Genomic DNA, 13,917 nt, shown 5'->3' on the forward strand with positions numbered 1-13,917 from the left:
TCGACGCTAGCGCGCCGCGCGGCCGTCGTCGTCGCGGCGTCGCGTCGAGACGACCAGCACCGCCAGCAACAGCCCGGCCAGCAGCAGCGACGCGCCGATCGTGCCCAGGTCCAGCCCGCCCTTGCTGGCCGGCTTGCTCAGCAGATCGCCGAGGGTGGCGCCGAACGGGCGGGTCAGCACGAACGCCGCCCAGAACAGCGCCGTGCGCGAGACGCGGGTAAAGGCATACGCCAGGGCGATCGCCGCCAGCAACGCCGCGATCAGCAGCGCGCCACCGGCGAAGCCCAGGCCGGAACTGTCGGCCAGGTAATCGCCCAGTGCGGTCCCCAGCGTGTTGGAGACCAGAATCGCCAGCCAGTAGAAGACCTCGGCGCGGCCGCTGCCGATCCGCGCGACCGACAGGCTGCGTTCGCACAGCCACCATATCGCCAGCACCGCGGCCAGCAGGCTGACCAGCAGCAGCGCGCCCTGCGCGTAGCCCAGGCCCAGGCTGCGGTCCATGTAGTCCGACAGCGTGGTGCCGGCGGTGCTGGTGGTCAGGATCACCCACCAGTACCGCCACGGCTGGAACTGCCGCGCGCGCAACTGCGCCCACAGCGAGACCAGGAACACCGCCAGCAGCAGCACGCTGCTCAGCGCATAGCCGACGTCCAGGGTCATCGACAGCAGGTCGCCGCCGGTCTCGCCGAGTGTGGTGGCGCAGATCTTCATCACCCAGAAGCCGAGGGTGACCGGGGCGACCTTGCTGACGGTGGGGTTGGCAGGGGCGGGCATGGTGGCGGACGCGGCGGGCGAATGGCGCCCATCTCACCGGCGCTTACGTCGAAAGACCGTCGGACCCCGCGCGGTCAGGCGCTGGTAGCGCCGCACCGCCGCCACAAACGCGAACGCCCCGCCGAAGCGGGGCGTTGCGGTCGAACCGGCGCTGGACTCAGCGCTTCATCGAACCGAAGAACTCGTCGTTGGACTTGGTGTTCTTCATCTTGTCCAGCAGGAATTCCATCGCTGCGATCTCGTCCATCGGATGCAGCAGCTTGCGCAGGATCCAGATCTTCTGCAGCAGTTCCGGCTCGATCAGCAGGTCCTCGCGGCGGGTGCCGGAGCGGTTGATGTCGATGGCCGGGTACACGCGCTTCTCGGCGATACGGCGGTTCAGGTGCACTTCGCTGTTGCCGGTGCCCTTGAACTCTTCGTAGATCACCTCGTCCATCTTGCTGCCGGTCTCGACCAGCGCGGTGGCGATGATGGTCAGCGAGCCGCCTTCCTCGACATTGCGCGCCGCGCCGAAGAAGCGCTTCGGGCGGTGCAGGGCGTTGGCGTCGACGCCGCCGCTGAGCACCTTGCCGGAGGACGGCACCACGTTGTTGTAGGCGCGGGCCAGGCGGGTGATCGAGTCGAGCAGGATCACCACGTCCTTCTTGTGTTCGACCAGGCGCTTGGCGCGCTCGATCACCATCTCGGCGACCTGCACGTGGCGCGCGGCCGGCTCGTCGAAGGTCGAGGAGATGACCTCGCCGCGCACGGTGCGCTGCATTTCGGTCACTTCTTCCGGGCGCTCGTCGATCAGCAGCACGATCAGGTGCACGTCCGGGTGGTTGGTGGTGATCGCCGTGGCCACCTGCTGCATCAGCATGGTCTTGCCGGCCTTGGGCGGGGACACGATCAGCGCACGCTGGCCCTTGCCCTGCGGCGCCATCAGATCGAGGATGCGGCCGGAGATGTCTTCCGAGGAACCGTTGCCGCGCTCCAGGGTGAAGCGCTTGCGCGGGAACAGCGCGGTCAGGTTCTCGAACAGGACCTTGTTCTTGCTCGCTTCCAGCGGTTCGCCGTTGATGGTGTCGACGATCGACAGCGCGAAGTAGCGTTCGCCGTCCTTCGGGAAGCGGATGCGGCCGGACAGGTGGTCGCCGGTGCGCAGGTTGAAGCGGCGGATCTGGCTGGGCGAGATGTAGGTGTCGTCCGGGCCGGCCAGGTAGCTGGCCTCGGCCGCGCGCAGGAAGCCGAAGCCGTCCGGCAGGATTTCCAGCACGCCGTCGGCGGCGACGCCTTCGCCGTGGCGGGTCAGCACCTTCAGCAGGGCGAAGATCACGTCCTGCTTGCGCGCGCGGGCCACGCCGTCCTGGATGTTGAGCTGCTCGGCGATGTCCAGCAGCTTCTGCGCCGGCATCTTCTTCAGGTCGCTCAGCGAGTAGATCGGAAAGCCTTCCGGCACGCTGGCGTGCGGGCGCGGCACGAACGGCTCGTTGCCGCCGTTGTCGCTGGGCAGGCCGTTGTCCTGGAAGCGGTCGCCGCCGCGCTGGTTGCGGTCGCGGTCGCGGCGATTGCGGAAGCGGTCGCGGCGGTTGCCCTGCTGGTTGTTCTGGTTGTTCTGGTTCTGATTGTTGAAGCGGTTGTTGTTGCCGCCGTCGCGCGGCTCACGGCCTTCGCGCGGCTCGCCGCCGTCGGACGCCTGGCTGCCGCCGCCCTGATGGGCCGGCGCGTCGCCGCCGCCGTGGCTCTGGTTGCCGCTCGCGGCCGGGGCCGGGGCAGACTCCGGCGCTGCGGCGCGCGGCGCCTCGGCCTGGGCCGGCGCGGGGTTCAGCGGCAGGGTCGGCTGCGCCGGCGCGCCGTGCTCGGCGGCGCCTTCCGCGCCGCTCGCGGCCTTGCTGACGCGCGGCTTGCGCACGCGCTTCTCGGCGGGGGCGTCGGCGCTCCCGGGTTCGGACATGGTGTGATCGGACAAGTGGTGTTCCTCGCTAAGAGTGCGAGCGCCCAGCGTGGGGGCATACGGGGTTGGGAGGAGGTCTGGGAGAGAATCTTCCAGAGGGGGTGCGGTGTGCGAATGCCACCGGATGCATCGACACTATCATCGCCGCGCAAGCACGGCAAGCAGGCGTTGGCGGGCGATTCAGCCACCGGCGGCGCAAGGCCGGCCGGGGTGCCGTGGCGCCGCTCCGGTGGCGGAGCGGGCGCCGGCAGCGGGCGTCAGGCGGCGCTGCCGCCCAGGGTCTTGTCGATCATCTGGGTCAGCTGGCCCTTGCCGACCGCGCCGATCTGGGTGGCCTGGATCTGGCCGTTCTTGAACAGCAGCAGCATCGGGATCGAACGCACGTGGTACTTGATCGCGGTGGCGCGGTTCTCGTCCACGTTGACCTTGGCGACCTTCAGGCGGCCGTCGTAGGCGTCGGCGAGGTCGTCCAGCACCGGTGCGATCATCTTGCACGGGCCGCACCATTCGGCCCAGAAGTCCACCAGGACCGGCTCGTCGGACTGCAGCACCGTGGCATCGAAATCGGCGTCGCCGACGTAAAGGACCTTGTCGCTCACTTTGGGGGTTCTCCTGGGCCAATGCGACTGGCCGGACCGGGTGGCCGCCGCATTGCGGTAAACTGGGGCATTGCGCGGCGAACTCAAGGGATTCCCCCTGTCGCGCGACCCGGCATGGAAGACGCCAGTGTGCGACGCTGCCGGGACCGATGCAAGCCGCGACCTTACGCTTCGGGCGGGGTGGCCTCACGAAGATGGAATGATGAGCGACAAACCGCTGACCGATGTGACTTTTTCCGCGTTCGACCTGCATCCTGCGCTGCTCGCAGGGCTGGAAAGCGCCGGCTTTACCCGCTGCACCCCGATCCAGGCGCTGACCCTGCCGGTGGCCCTTCCCGGCCGCGACGTGGCCGGCCAGGCCCAGACCGGCACCGGCAAGACCCTGGCGTTCCTGGTGGCGGTGATGAACCGCCTGCTCAGCCGCCCGGCGCTGGCCGACCGCAAGCCGGAGGATCCGCGCGCGCTGATCCTGGCCCCGACCCGCGAACTGGCGATCCAGATCCACAAGGACGCGGTGAAGTTCGGCTCCGAGCTGGGCCTGCGCTTCGCCCTGGTCTACGGCGGCGTGGACTACGACAAGCAGCGCGAACTGCTGCAGCAGGGCGTGGACGTGATCATCGCCACCCCCGGCCGCCTGATCGACTACGTCAAGCAGCACAAGGTGGTGTCGCTGCACGCCTGCGAGATCTGCGTGCTCGACGAAGCCGACCGCATGTTCGACCTGGGCTTCATCAAGGACATCCGCTTCCTGCTGCGGCGCATGCCCGAGCGCGGCACCCGCCAGACCCTGCTGTTCTCGGCCACCCTCAGCCACCGCGTGCTGGAGCTGGCCTACGAGCACATGAACGAGCCGGAAAAGCTCGTGGTCGAGACCGAGAGCATCACCGCCGCGCGCGTGCGCCAGCGCATCTACTTCCCCTCCGACGAGGAGAAGCTGACCCTGCTGCTGGGCCTGCTGTCGCGCAGCGAGGGCGCGCGCACCATGGTGTTCGTCAACACCAAGGCCTTCGTCGAGCGCGTGGCGCGCGCGCTGGAGCGCAACGGCTACCGGGTCGGCGTGCTGTCCGGCGACGTGCCGCAGAAGAAGCGCGAGACCCTGCTCAATCGCTTCCAGAAGGGCCAGTTGGAGATCCTGGTGGCCACCGACGTGGCCGCGCGCGGCCTGCATATCGACGGGGTCAAGTACGTCTACAACTACGACCTGCCGTTCGACGCCGAGGACTACGTGCACCGCATCGGCCGCACCGCGCGGCTGGGCGAGGAAGGCGACGCGATCAGCTTCGCCTGCGAGCGCTACGCGATGAGCCTGCCGGACATCGAAACCTACATCGAGCAGAAGATCCCGGTCGAGCCGGTCACCGCCGAACTGCTGGTGGCGCTGCCGCGCACCCCGCGCGCGGCGGTGGAGGGCGAGGCTGCCGAGGCCGACGGCGACGAGAGCATCGGCGAGATCTTCCGCGAGGCCCGCGCCCAACGCGAGGCCGACGAACAGCGCCGTGGCGGCGGTCGCGGCAAGCCCGGCGGCGGCCGCAGCGGCCCGGGCGGCCGTGGCGAGTCGCGCAGCGCCGACGGCAAGCCACGGCGTCCGCGCACGCCGCGTCCGGCCGATGCCACGGCCGCTGCGGCCGACGGCACTGCGCCGGCTGCCGCCGCGCCGGCGCCTGCCCCGAAGCCGCCGCGTGCTGCGCCGGCCGAGGGCGCAGCGCCCGCGGTCGAGGGCGAGCGTGCGCCGCGCAAGCGCCGCCGCCGTCGCGGCGGGCGTCCGCTGGAAGGCGCCGAGGGCGCACCGGCCGGCAACGGCAGCACCGCTCCGGCGACCGCTGCGCCGGCCAAGCCGGTGCAGGTCGTGGCCACCCCGGTCAAGGCCGCGCGCCAGGCCGAGCGCGGCGCGGCGGCGAAGAACGATTCGTTCCTGACCCGCCTGGGCCGCAAGCTACGTTCGCTGGTGTCCAGCTCCTGATCCGGGCCGGCCGTCCGCCGCGTGCGTCGCATGCGGTGGACGAACACCCCGGCCGCTCCGGCATAATCGCCGGATGAGCGTTCTGCGGTTCGACAATGTCAGCAAACAGTACGCCGGCGGCCATGCGGCGCTGGTGGACGTCAGCTTCGAGGTCGAGGAGGGCGAGATGCTGTTCGTCACCGGCCATTCCGGTGCTGGCAAGAGCACCTTGCTCAAGCTGATCCACCTGAGCGAGCGGCCCTCGCGCGGCGCCGTGCTGTTCGGCGAGCGCAACCTGCTGAAGGTGCGCGGTCGCCGCGTGCCGCTGCACCGGCGCGAGGTCGGCGTGGTCTACCAGGACCACCGTCTGCTCACCGACCGCAGCATCGCCGAGAACGTCGCCCTGCCGCTGATCCTGCGCGGCACCCGCCGCGCCGAGATCGGCAAGCGCGTGCGCTCGGTGCTCGAGCGCATGGGCCTGGGCCACCGCGAGAAGGCATTGCCCTCGCAGCTGTCGGCCGGCGAGCAGCAACGCGTCGGCATCGCCCGGGCGATGGTCGGCGAGCCGCGACTGCTGGTCGCCGACGAACCCACCGGCAACCTCGATCCGACCCTGGCCGCGGAAATCATGCAACTGTTCGCCGAACTGCCGGCCCGCGGCACCAGCGTGCTGGTGGTCAGCCACGACCTAGCCTTGCTCAAGCAGATGCGCAAGCGCGTGCTGATCCTGGACCACGGCCGCCTGATCGACGACATCTCGCCGCAGGACCTGGCCGAATGAGCGCGCGCAATGCCGGCGCCGCGGCGCCCTCGCGGCTGGGCGTGTGGTGGGACCACCACCTGCACAGCATCGTCTACAGCCTTGGCCGCGCCATGCGCAAGCCGTGGGCGACGCTGCTGACCATGGCGGTGATGGCGCTGGCGCTGACCCTGCCGCTGGGCCTGTCGATCGCCCTGGACAACCTCAAGCAGTTCGCCGGCAGCGTGCAGCAGTCGCGCGACATCAACGTGTTCCTGAAGACTGACGTCGACGCCGCCGCGGCGCAGGCGCTGGCACAGACCCTGCGCGGCCGCGCCGACGTGGCCGCGGTAACGCTGCGCACGCCTGCCGAGGGCATGGCCGAGCTGCGCGACAGCGCCGGGTTGGGCGAGGCGCTGGACGCGCTGCAGGACAACCCGCTGCCGACGCTGCTGATCGTCACCCCGGCCGCGGCCGACGACACCCCGCTGGCGACGGCGCTGACCGCGCTGCCGCAGGCCGACCTGGTCCAGCACGACGCGCTGTGGCGCAAGCGCCTGGACGGCTGGCTGCATTTCGGCGAACGCCTGGTGCAGGTGCTGTCGCTGCTGCTCGGCGCCGGTGCGGTGCTGGTGGTCGGCAACACCGTGCGCCTGGACATCCAGTCGCGGCGCGAGGAGATCGGCGTATTGCAACTGCTCGGCGCCAGCGACGGCTTCATCCGCCGCCCGTTCCTGTACCTGGGCGCCTGGTACGGTTTCGGCGCCGGGGTGCTGGCGCTGGGCCTGCTCGCGGCCTCCGGCATGGCCCTGGGCCAGCCGCTGGCGGCGCTGGCCGACAGCTACGGCAGCCATTTCGTGCTGCATGGGCTGGACGCGCTGCACGCCGGCTTCGTCCTGCTCGGTACCCTGCTGCTGGGCTGGCTCGGCGCCTGGCTGGTGACCGGCCACTTCCTGCGCCAGACGCGGCCCACCGACACCTGAGGCGCACATGGCCGGGCACGAGCTCAAGCATCTGATCAGCGCCGCCCCGCGGGTGATGGTGGTCGATGGCTCCAAGCTGGTGCGCAAGCTGATCGCCGACGTGCTGCACCGCGAACTGCCCGACGTGACCGTGGTCGGCTGCGCCAGCATCGCCGAGGCGCGCGCGGCGCTGGAGGCCGGTCCGGTCGACCTGGTCACCACCTCGCTGGGGCTGCCCGACGGCGATGGCCTGACCCTGGCGCGCAGCGTGCGCGAGGCCGCCGGCCAGGCCTACGTGCCGGTGATCGTGGTTTCCGGCGACGCCCAGCAACACCTGGTCGAGCGCCGCTTCACCGAGTACGTCACCGACTACTTCGACAAGGCGCTCGGCCACGAGGCGCTGGCCACCTTCATCCGCGGCTACGTGCAGCCGCAGCCGGTGGCCGGCGCCACCGTGCTCTACGTCGAGGACAGCCGGGTGGTGGCCGAGGCGACCAAGCGCATGCTCGAGCGCCAGCAACTGCACGTGGTGCACGTGCTCAGCGCCGAGGACGCGTTCGCGTTGCTCACCGCCGAGTCGCTGGGCCGTACCACCCGGCGCATCGACCTGGTGCTGACCGACGTCACCCTCAAGGGCGAACTCAACGGCCGCGACGTGGTCCAGCGCATCCGCGTCGATTTCGCCTACGGCAAGCGGCGCATGCCGGTGCTGGTGATGACCGGCGACAGCAATCCGCACACCCAGTCCGAGCTGCTGCGCGCCGGCGCCAACGACCTGGTGCAGAAACCGATCGAAGAGCGCCTGCTGGTCACCAAGGTGCTGTTCCAGTTGCGCCTGGCCCGGCTCGACGAGATCGCCGTGACCTTCTGACCGATGTGATGTCCCGAGCCTCAAAGCGATGAGCAACAACGAAGACGAAAGCCGGATCCAGCTGGAGCCGTCGTGGAAGGCGCAGGTCGGCGACTGGCTGCTGCGCCCGGAGATGCGCGAGCTGGCCACGTTCCTGCGCCAGCGCAAGGCCGCCGGCGCGCGGGTGTTCCCGCCGGGGCGGCAGATCTTCGCCGCCTTCGATGCCACCCCGTTCGAGCGGGTGGAGGTGGTGATCCTCGGCCAGGACCCGTACCACGGCTATGGCCAGGCGCACGGGCTGTGCTTCTCGGTGCTGCCCGGGGTGCCGGTGCCGCCGTCGCTGCTGAACATCTACAAGGAGATCGAGGACGACCTGGGCATCCGCCGGCCCGACCACGGCTGCCTGCTGCCGTGGGCGCAGCGCGGCGTGCTGCTGCTCAACGCGGTGCTGACGGTGGAGGAAGGCCGCGCCGGCGCGCACCAGGGCAAGGGCTGGGAGGGCTTCACCGACCACGTGGTGGAGACCCTCAACCGCGAACGCGAGGGCCTGGTGTTCCTGCTGTGGGGCAGCTACGCCCAGGCCAAGGGCAAGGTCATCGACACCCGTCGCCACCGCGTGCTCAAGGCGCCGCACCCCTCGCCGCTGTCGGCGCACCGTGGCTTCCTCGGCTGCAAGCATTTCTCGGCGGCCAACGAGTACCTGCGGCGGCGCGGCGCCACCCCGATCGACTGGAGCCTGCCGCCGCGCGCCGAACTGGAGGCGGCCCTGCGCGGCGCCTGAACCCCGGTTGGACAGGGCGCCGCTGTCGCCTGACGTGGACGCCATTTTCGCGAACCGGCTGCTACTTTGGCGGTCAGAAAACGGGATGGCGACGCGTCCCGATTGTTTCAATGGCTTGTGATGCAGTGCCATTCCTGAGTCAAATGTTGCATAAACAGAACACAGGAACTTTTTACTGTACCCAGCAGTCCAATTAGTAGACTGCTAAGATGAGCCCTATGAGCCAGACTCTCACTTCCAACGCATTGGTTGCCAACAACCTCCCGATCCCCAGTCCGCTCGGTTCGCTGGATGCCTACATCGGCGCCGTGCACCAGATCCCGGTGCTGACGTCCGACGAGGAACACGCACTGGCGGTGCGGTATCGCGACCAGGAAGACCTGGACGCGGCCCGCGAACTGGTCCATTCCCACCTACGCTTCGTGGTGCACGTGGCTCGTGGCTACAACGGCTACGGCCTGCCGCTGGGCGACCTGATCCAGGAAGGCAACATCGGCCTGATGAAGGCGGTCAAGCGCTTCGACCCGGACATGGGCGTGCGCCTGGTCAGCTTCGCGGTGCACTGGATCCGCGCCGAGATGCACGAGTACATCCTGAAGAACTGGCGCATCGTCAAGGTCGCCACGACCAAGGCGCAGCGCAAGCTGTTCTTCAACCTGCGCAAGTCCAAGACCCGCCTGGGCTGGATGAATGCAGCCGAGGTCACCGCGGTGGCCAAGGACCTCAACGTGTCCGAGCGCGAGGTGCTGGAGATGGAGTCGCGCCTGTCCGGTCGCGACATCGGCTTCGATGCGCCGTCCGACGAGGATGACGACCACGCGCCGCCGTCGCCGGCCGCGTATCTGATGGCCAACGAGGAAGATCCCTCGCAGGCCTACGAGCGCGCCGACAGCGAGGACAACCAGCTGCAACTGCTGCGCGAAGGCCTGGCGGAACTGGATGCGCGTTCGCGCGACATCATCAAGCGCCGCTGGCTGGATGCCGACAGCAAGATCACCCTGCAGGAACTGGCCGACGAGTACGGCGTGTCGGCCGAGCGCATCCGCCAGATCGAGGCGAACGCGCTGAAGAAGATGAAGGCGCTGTTCGTCGCCTGAGTCGCCTGCGGCGGTCAGTAGTGACGCAAAAAGGCCCGGTACTGCCGGGCCTTTTCTTTTGTTGCTGGGCGGCACCGCTAGTGACGACTGCCGAGTGCGGAAGCGTGCCCGCGCGGGTGATTGTGAGCTACGACTCCGGCGGGCGCGCCACCGGCAGGTGCCAGCCGTAGCGGATCGCCATGAAGCGCAGGCCGAAGCACAGCACCGCGCCCACACCCAAGCCCCAGGGCTGCGGTAGGTGCAGCACCTGCGCCGCGGCGACCACGCCGCCGCCGAGCAGGGCCGCCACCGCGTACAGCTCGGCCTGCAGCACCACCGGCGTGCGCGCCACCAGCAGGTCGCGGACGATGCCGCCGCCGATGCCGCTGAGCATGCCCAGCAGCGGTGCGCTGACCGGGCCCAGGCCGAACGCCAGCGCCTTGCTGGTGCCGTACACCGCGAACAGCGCCAGGCCCATCGCATCGAAGATCTGCACCGGATTGCGCAGGCGCTCGACCGTGTGGTGACGGTAGAACGCCAGCAGCCCGGCCAGGCAGGCGACGCCGAGATAGCGCACGTCGGCCAGCGCAGCCGGCGGGGTGGCGCCGATCAGCACGTCGCGGGCGATGCCGCCGGAGACCGCGGCCGCGCACGACAGCACCAGCACCCCGAACAGGTCCAGGCGATGGCGCACGCCGACGGTGGCGCCGCTGATCGCGAACACGAAGGTGCCCAGCAGGTCGAGCAGGAACAGGAAGGTCGCCAAGACGGGCACTGCACTGCAGCAAAAGGCCGGCTAGGATCGCAGCCCGCTCGGGCAGTGTCACCTGTCCGTCGGCGGCGCGGCCTGCGCCTGCGGTTCCTCCGCCGCGGGTGGATCGCCGAGGATGATCCGCGCCGCGCGCTGGTAGCTCCAGTACGCCCAGGCCCAGTTGAGCAGCACCACCACGCGGTTGCGGAAGCCGATCAGGAAGAACACGTGCGCGGCCAGCCAGAACCACCAGGCCAGCACGCCGGAGAGCTGCAGCCGGCCCAGGTGCACGATCGCGGCCATGCGCCCGATGGTGGCCAGGTTGCCGTAGTCGGCATAGCGGAACGGCACGCTGGCGGTGTCGCCGCGCAGCCGCCGGCGCAGGGTGTCGGCGACGTGCCGGCCCATCTGCTTGGCGGCTGGCGCCACGCCCGGAACGGGGCGGCCGTCGGCCTGCTGCACCGCGGCCAGGTCGCCGGCGACGAACAGCTCCGGATGGCCGGGCACGCTCAGGTCCGGCTGCACCTGCACGCGACCGCTGCGGTCCAGCGGCGTCTGCAGCGTCTTCGCCAGTGGCGAGGCGGCCACGCCGGCGGCCCAGACCACGGTGCGCGCCGGCACGAAGGTGCTGCCCAGGCGATAGCCGCTGGCGTCGATGTCGGCGACCGGCACCCCGGTCAGCACTTCCACGCCGAGCTTTTCCAACTGCTTCTGCGCCTTGGCCGAGAGGTGCTCGGGGAAGGAGGACAACACCCGCGGGCCGGCCTCGATCAGCCGCACCCGCGCCTCGGCCGGGTCGATGCGGCGGAACTCGTGCTTGAGCGTGTGCCGGGCGATCTCGGCCAGGGTGCCGGCCAGCTCGACTCCGGTGGGGCCGCCGCCGACGATGGCGAAGCTGAGCCAGGCCGCGCGTGCGGCCGGATCGGTTTCCGCTTCGGCACGCTCGAACGCCAGCAGCAGGTGCCGGCGCAACTGCAGCGCATCATCCAGGGTCTTCAGGCCCGGCGCGTGCGCCGCCCAGTCGTCGTGGCCGAAATAGGCATGGGTGGCGCCGGTGGCGACCAACAGGTAGTCGTAGTCCAGGGCCTGGCCATCGGCCAGGCGCACCTGCCGCGCCTGCTTGTCGATGTGGACCACTTCGCCCAGGCGCACTTCGACGTTGTCCTGGTGGCGCAGGATCTGCCGCAGCGGCGCGGCGATGTCCGGCGCCGAGAGGCCGGCGGTGGCGACCTGGTACAGCAGCGGCTGGAACAAGTGATGGTTGCGGCGGTCGATCAGGGTGATGCGCAGCGGTGACTTGGCCAGGGCGCGGGTGGCCCACAAGCCGGCGAAGCCGCCGCCGACCACGATCAGGTGCGGCACGCGTGTGTCGTCCATGCAGGACTCCAGGAGGGGGAGGGGAGAGGAGGCGTCCGGTGTCGGCGCGGCGGTCGCGTCGCAGTCGCGCGGCGCACCGATCCGCCGGAACGCGCGCTGCCGATGGGGCGCTGCGCGATCGTCGAAGGCCGGACCTGCATGCTCGTATAGTAGCGCGATGCCAAGCGCGGTCAGCGACAGAGAAAACGCACGGTCATGTCAGCGACAGTGAAGCCGCGCGCTTCGGTGCCGCTGCGGGCGCCGCTGCCGTCGCGCTGGCGCAGCCTGCTGTTCTGGGCCAAGACCCGCGCGCTGCAATTGCGCCGCGCGCTGGACGATCTGCGCGATGGCCCGCGCCGGCATCGCCGCGATGGCGGCCTGGCGATCGCCGATGCCGCTTGCGCCGAATCGGTCACCACGCTGTGGCCCGACACCGAGGAGACCGCACCGCAGCTGGTGGCCGGCAAGATCCACAACCTGCGCCTGGCCGCGCGTGCGCTGCACGGCGTGGAAGTGCCCGCCGGGGCGACCTTCAGTTTCTGGCGCCAGCTCGGCCGCGCCACGCGTCATCGCGGCTTCGTCGCCGGCCGCGAACTGCGCGAGGGCTGCCTGGTGCCGTCGATCGGTGGCGGCCTGTGCCAACTGTCCAATGCGATCTACGACGCGGCGCTGCGGCAGGGCCTGGAGATCGTCGAGCGACACCGCCACACCCAGGTGATTGCCGGCTCCCTGGCCGAGCGCGACCGCGATGCGGTGGTGTTCTGGAACTACGTGGACCTGCGCCTGCGCGCCGCCGCGCCGTGGCGGCTGGAGGTGTGGCTGGACGGCGAGGCGCTGCACGTGCGCATCCGCGGCGGTGCCGCGGCGCCGGCGGCATTGCCGTTGCCGCCGCTGCAGCGCCGCACCGCGCCCGCCGGCGTCGATGCCGCCAACGACTGCACCCGCTGCGGTCGCAGCGCCTGCCATCGCCATGTGGCGGCGGTGCCCGAGGGCCTGCACCGCACCTGGCTGGTGGACGAGGACTGGCCGGAGTTCGCCGAGGACCGCCGGCGCCGGCGGCAGCCGGGCGACCGGGTGCTGGCGTTGCCGCGCACCAGTGTCGCGGCGGTGCACGCAGCGCTGCTGCGGCGCTGGTGGCTGTGGCGTGGCATGCCGTTGCCGCAGGCGCGCCAGTGCGCACAGCGCATCCGCCTGCAGGCATTGCGGCGCCGGCTGGGCGCGCGCGACGTCGACCTGGTGGTGCCGCAGAGCCTGCTGCCGGAGTTGTGGCTGGCCGGCGAACTGCAGGGGCGGCGCTGGGACGTGTACATGACCGCCTTGCCGATGCACCTGCTGCAGGCGCGCCTGGACGTGACCGCGCAGCGGCATCCGCACAGTCCCACCTTGCGCGATTTCCGCGCCGATCCGGCGCTGGTCCAGGCCGAGCGCGCGGCACTGGCGCAGGCGCGGTACTGGATCGCCCCGCACCGCGAACTGCTGGCGCTGGCAGGCAGCCGCGGTCTCGCGCTGGCATGGCAACGGCCGCCGCTCCCGGCGGTCGCGGCAGGGGATGCGGTCGCCATCGCGGACACCGTGCCGCGGGTGCTGTTGGCGGCCTCGGCGCTGGCGCGCAAGGGTGCCTACGAATTGCGCGAAGCGGTACGTGGCTTGCCGCTGCTGTTGCTGCTGCCGCCCGGCGCGCAGGAAACGCCGGACTTCTGGAACGGCGTCGACGTGCAGCGCGTCGCCTCGATGGCCGAGGGCGTGCGTGCGGCCACGCTGGTGTTGCTGCCGGCCTGGATCGAACAGCAGCCGCGCGGGCTGCTGCTGGCCATGGCGCTGGGCAAACCGGTGATCGCCACCGCCGCCTGCGGTCTGGCTGCAGACGATGGCGCGTGGCGCTGCGTGGAAGCCGGTGACAGCGCCGCGCTGCGCACGCAGGTGCTGGAGGCATTGGGCCTGGCGGGTTGAGCGAAACAAAAGGCATCGCGGCCTCAGATGCGTGGTCCGTCCGCTTTGCCTCGTATCAGCCTGACGCGGTTCGCCCAGAGCGGCTGCTTTGCCACGGGCTGGCGACACACGCCATCGCGTAGGAGCGGCTTCAGCCGCGACCAGGCGTTACCGGGAAAACGCGTCGCGGCTGGAAGCCGCTCCTACGGAATGTGGGACCACGCGCAA

Annotated in this window: 12 protein-coding genes; 7 read left to right on the top strand and 5 right to left on the bottom strand. The window is 70.5% G+C overall.

The features are described 5' to 3' along the window. Positions 1 to 6: 6 nt before the first annotated feature. The 3 genes from NUG21_RS03350 to trxA form a co-directional block, all read right to left on the bottom strand. Positions 7 to 774, bottom strand: coding sequence for a COG4705 family protein (locus NUG21_RS03350; RefSeq protein WP_160945589.1), 768 nt, complete (start codon positions 772 to 774; stop codon positions 7 to 9). A gap of 157 nt (positions 775 to 931) precedes the next feature. Further along, the gene (gene rho / locus NUG21_RS03355; protein ID WP_160945588.1) at positions 932 to 2,722 is read right to left on the bottom strand and encodes a transcription termination factor Rho; all 1,791 of its coding nucleotides are present in this window, start codon (positions 2,720 to 2,722) and stop codon (positions 932 to 934) included. 242 nt (positions 2,723 to 2,964) lie between these two features. Then, entirely contained in the window at positions 2,965 to 3,306 is a 342-nt protein-coding gene (trxA, locus tag NUG21_RS03360; protein ID WP_017908556.1) for a thioredoxin TrxA, read from the bottom strand. Positions 3,307 to 3,508: 202 nt separating this feature from the next. Between trxA and rhlB the strand changes: the two genes are divergently transcribed. From rhlB to rpoH, 6 genes are all read left to right on the top strand, one after another. Further along, the gene (gene rhlB, locus NUG21_RS03365) at positions 3,509 to 5,266 is read left to right on the top strand and encodes an ATP-dependent RNA helicase RhlB (RefSeq protein ID WP_263392279.1); all 1,758 of its coding nucleotides are present in this window, start codon (positions 3,509 to 3,511) and stop codon (positions 5,264 to 5,266) included. A gap of 73 nt (positions 5,267 to 5,339) precedes the next feature. Further along, positions 5,340 to 6,026, top strand: coding sequence for a cell division ATP-binding protein FtsE (gene ftsE, locus NUG21_RS03370; protein ID WP_160945586.1), 687 nt, complete (start codon positions 5,340 to 5,342; stop codon positions 6,024 to 6,026). Continuing rightward, the gene (gene ftsX / locus NUG21_RS03375; protein ID WP_010343178.1) at positions 6,023 to 6,967 is read left to right on the top strand and encodes a permease-like cell division protein FtsX; all 945 of its coding nucleotides are present in this window, start codon (positions 6,023 to 6,025) and stop codon (positions 6,965 to 6,967) included. The genes ftsE and ftsX overlap by 4 nt, the downstream gene beginning before the upstream one ends. 7 nt (positions 6,968 to 6,974) lie before the next feature. Next, on the top strand, positions 6,975 to 7,817 hold the full coding sequence (locus tag NUG21_RS03380; RefSeq protein ID WP_017909425.1) for a response regulator: 843 nt from the start codon (positions 6,975 to 6,977) through the stop codon (positions 7,815 to 7,817). Positions 7,818 to 7,845: 28 nt separating this feature from the next. Beyond that, positions 7,846 to 8,577, top strand: a complete 732-nt coding sequence (gene ung / locus NUG21_RS03385) for a uracil-DNA glycosylase (protein WP_019796062.1) — start codon at positions 7,846 to 7,848, stop codon at positions 8,575 to 8,577. Between the two features lie 218 nt (positions 8,578 to 8,795). Next, positions 8,796 to 9,674 (top strand): RNA polymerase sigma factor RpoH, encoded by an 879-nt coding sequence (gene rpoH / locus NUG21_RS03390; RefSeq protein WP_160945583.1) that lies wholly within the window; start codon positions 8,796 to 8,798, stop codon positions 9,672 to 9,674. A 127-nt stretch (positions 9,675 to 9,801) separates the two neighbouring features. On the opposite strand, the gene NUG21_RS03395 is transcribed toward rpoH, so the two are convergent. After that, positions 9,802 to 10,419: a trimeric intracellular cation channel family protein gene (locus tag NUG21_RS03395; protein ID WP_160945582.1), complete on the bottom strand. Its 618-nt coding sequence runs from the start codon at positions 10,417 to 10,419 to the stop codon at positions 9,802 to 9,804. Positions 10,420 to 10,476: 57 nt separating this feature from the next. Then, positions 10,477 to 11,781, bottom strand: a complete 1,305-nt coding sequence (locus NUG21_RS03400; protein ID WP_263392280.1) for an NAD(P)/FAD-dependent oxidoreductase — start codon at positions 11,779 to 11,781, stop codon at positions 10,477 to 10,479. 195 nt (positions 11,782 to 11,976) lie between these two features. Between NUG21_RS03400 and NUG21_RS03405 the strand changes: the two genes are divergently transcribed. After that, a complete protein-coding gene (locus NUG21_RS03405) occupies positions 11,977 to 13,710 on the top strand; it encodes a VanW family protein (RefSeq protein WP_263392281.1) in 1,734 nt (577 codons plus the stop codon). Positions 13,711 to 13,917 lie beyond the last annotated feature (207 nt).

Source organism: Xanthomonas sp. CFBP 8445 (genome assembly GCF_025666235.1).
GTDB classification, from domain to species: Bacteria; Pseudomonadota; Gammaproteobacteria; order Xanthomonadales; family Xanthomonadaceae; genus Xanthomonas_A; species Xanthomonas_A indica.

Excerpts from the sequence above, each read along its gene's own strand:
- NUG21_RS03350 (WP_160945589.1), bottom strand. The coding sequence starts at position 774 with ATGCCCGCCCCTGCCAACCCCACCGTCAGCAAGGTCGCCCCGGTCACC.
- ftsE (WP_160945586.1), top strand. The coding sequence starts at position 5,340 with ATGAGCGTTCTGCGGTTCGACAATGTCAGCAAACAGTACGCCGGCGGC.
- NUG21_RS03405 (WP_263392281.1), top strand. The coding sequence starts at position 11,977 with ATGTCAGCGACAGTGAAGCCGCGCGCTTCGGTGCCGCTGCGGGCGCCG.
- NUG21_RS03380 (WP_017909425.1), top strand. The coding sequence starts at position 6,975 with ATGGCCGGGCACGAGCTCAAGCATCTGATCAGCGCCGCCCCGCGGGTG.
- rhlB (WP_263392279.1), top strand. The coding sequence starts at position 3,509 with ATGAGCGACAAACCGCTGACCGATGTGACTTTTTCCGCGTTCGACCTG.
- NUG21_RS03400 (WP_263392280.1), bottom strand. The coding sequence starts at position 11,781 with ATGGACGACACACGCGTGCCGCACCTGATCGTGGTCGGCGGCGGCTTC.
- ftsX (WP_010343178.1), top strand. The coding sequence starts at position 6,023 with ATGAGCGCGCGCAATGCCGGCGCCGCGGCGCCCTCGCGGCTGGGCGTG.
- rpoH (WP_160945583.1), top strand. The coding sequence starts at position 8,796 with ATGAGCCAGACTCTCACTTCCAACGCATTGGTTGCCAACAACCTCCCG.
- ung (WP_019796062.1), top strand. The coding sequence starts at position 7,846 with ATGAGCAACAACGAAGACGAAAGCCGGATCCAGCTGGAGCCGTCGTGG.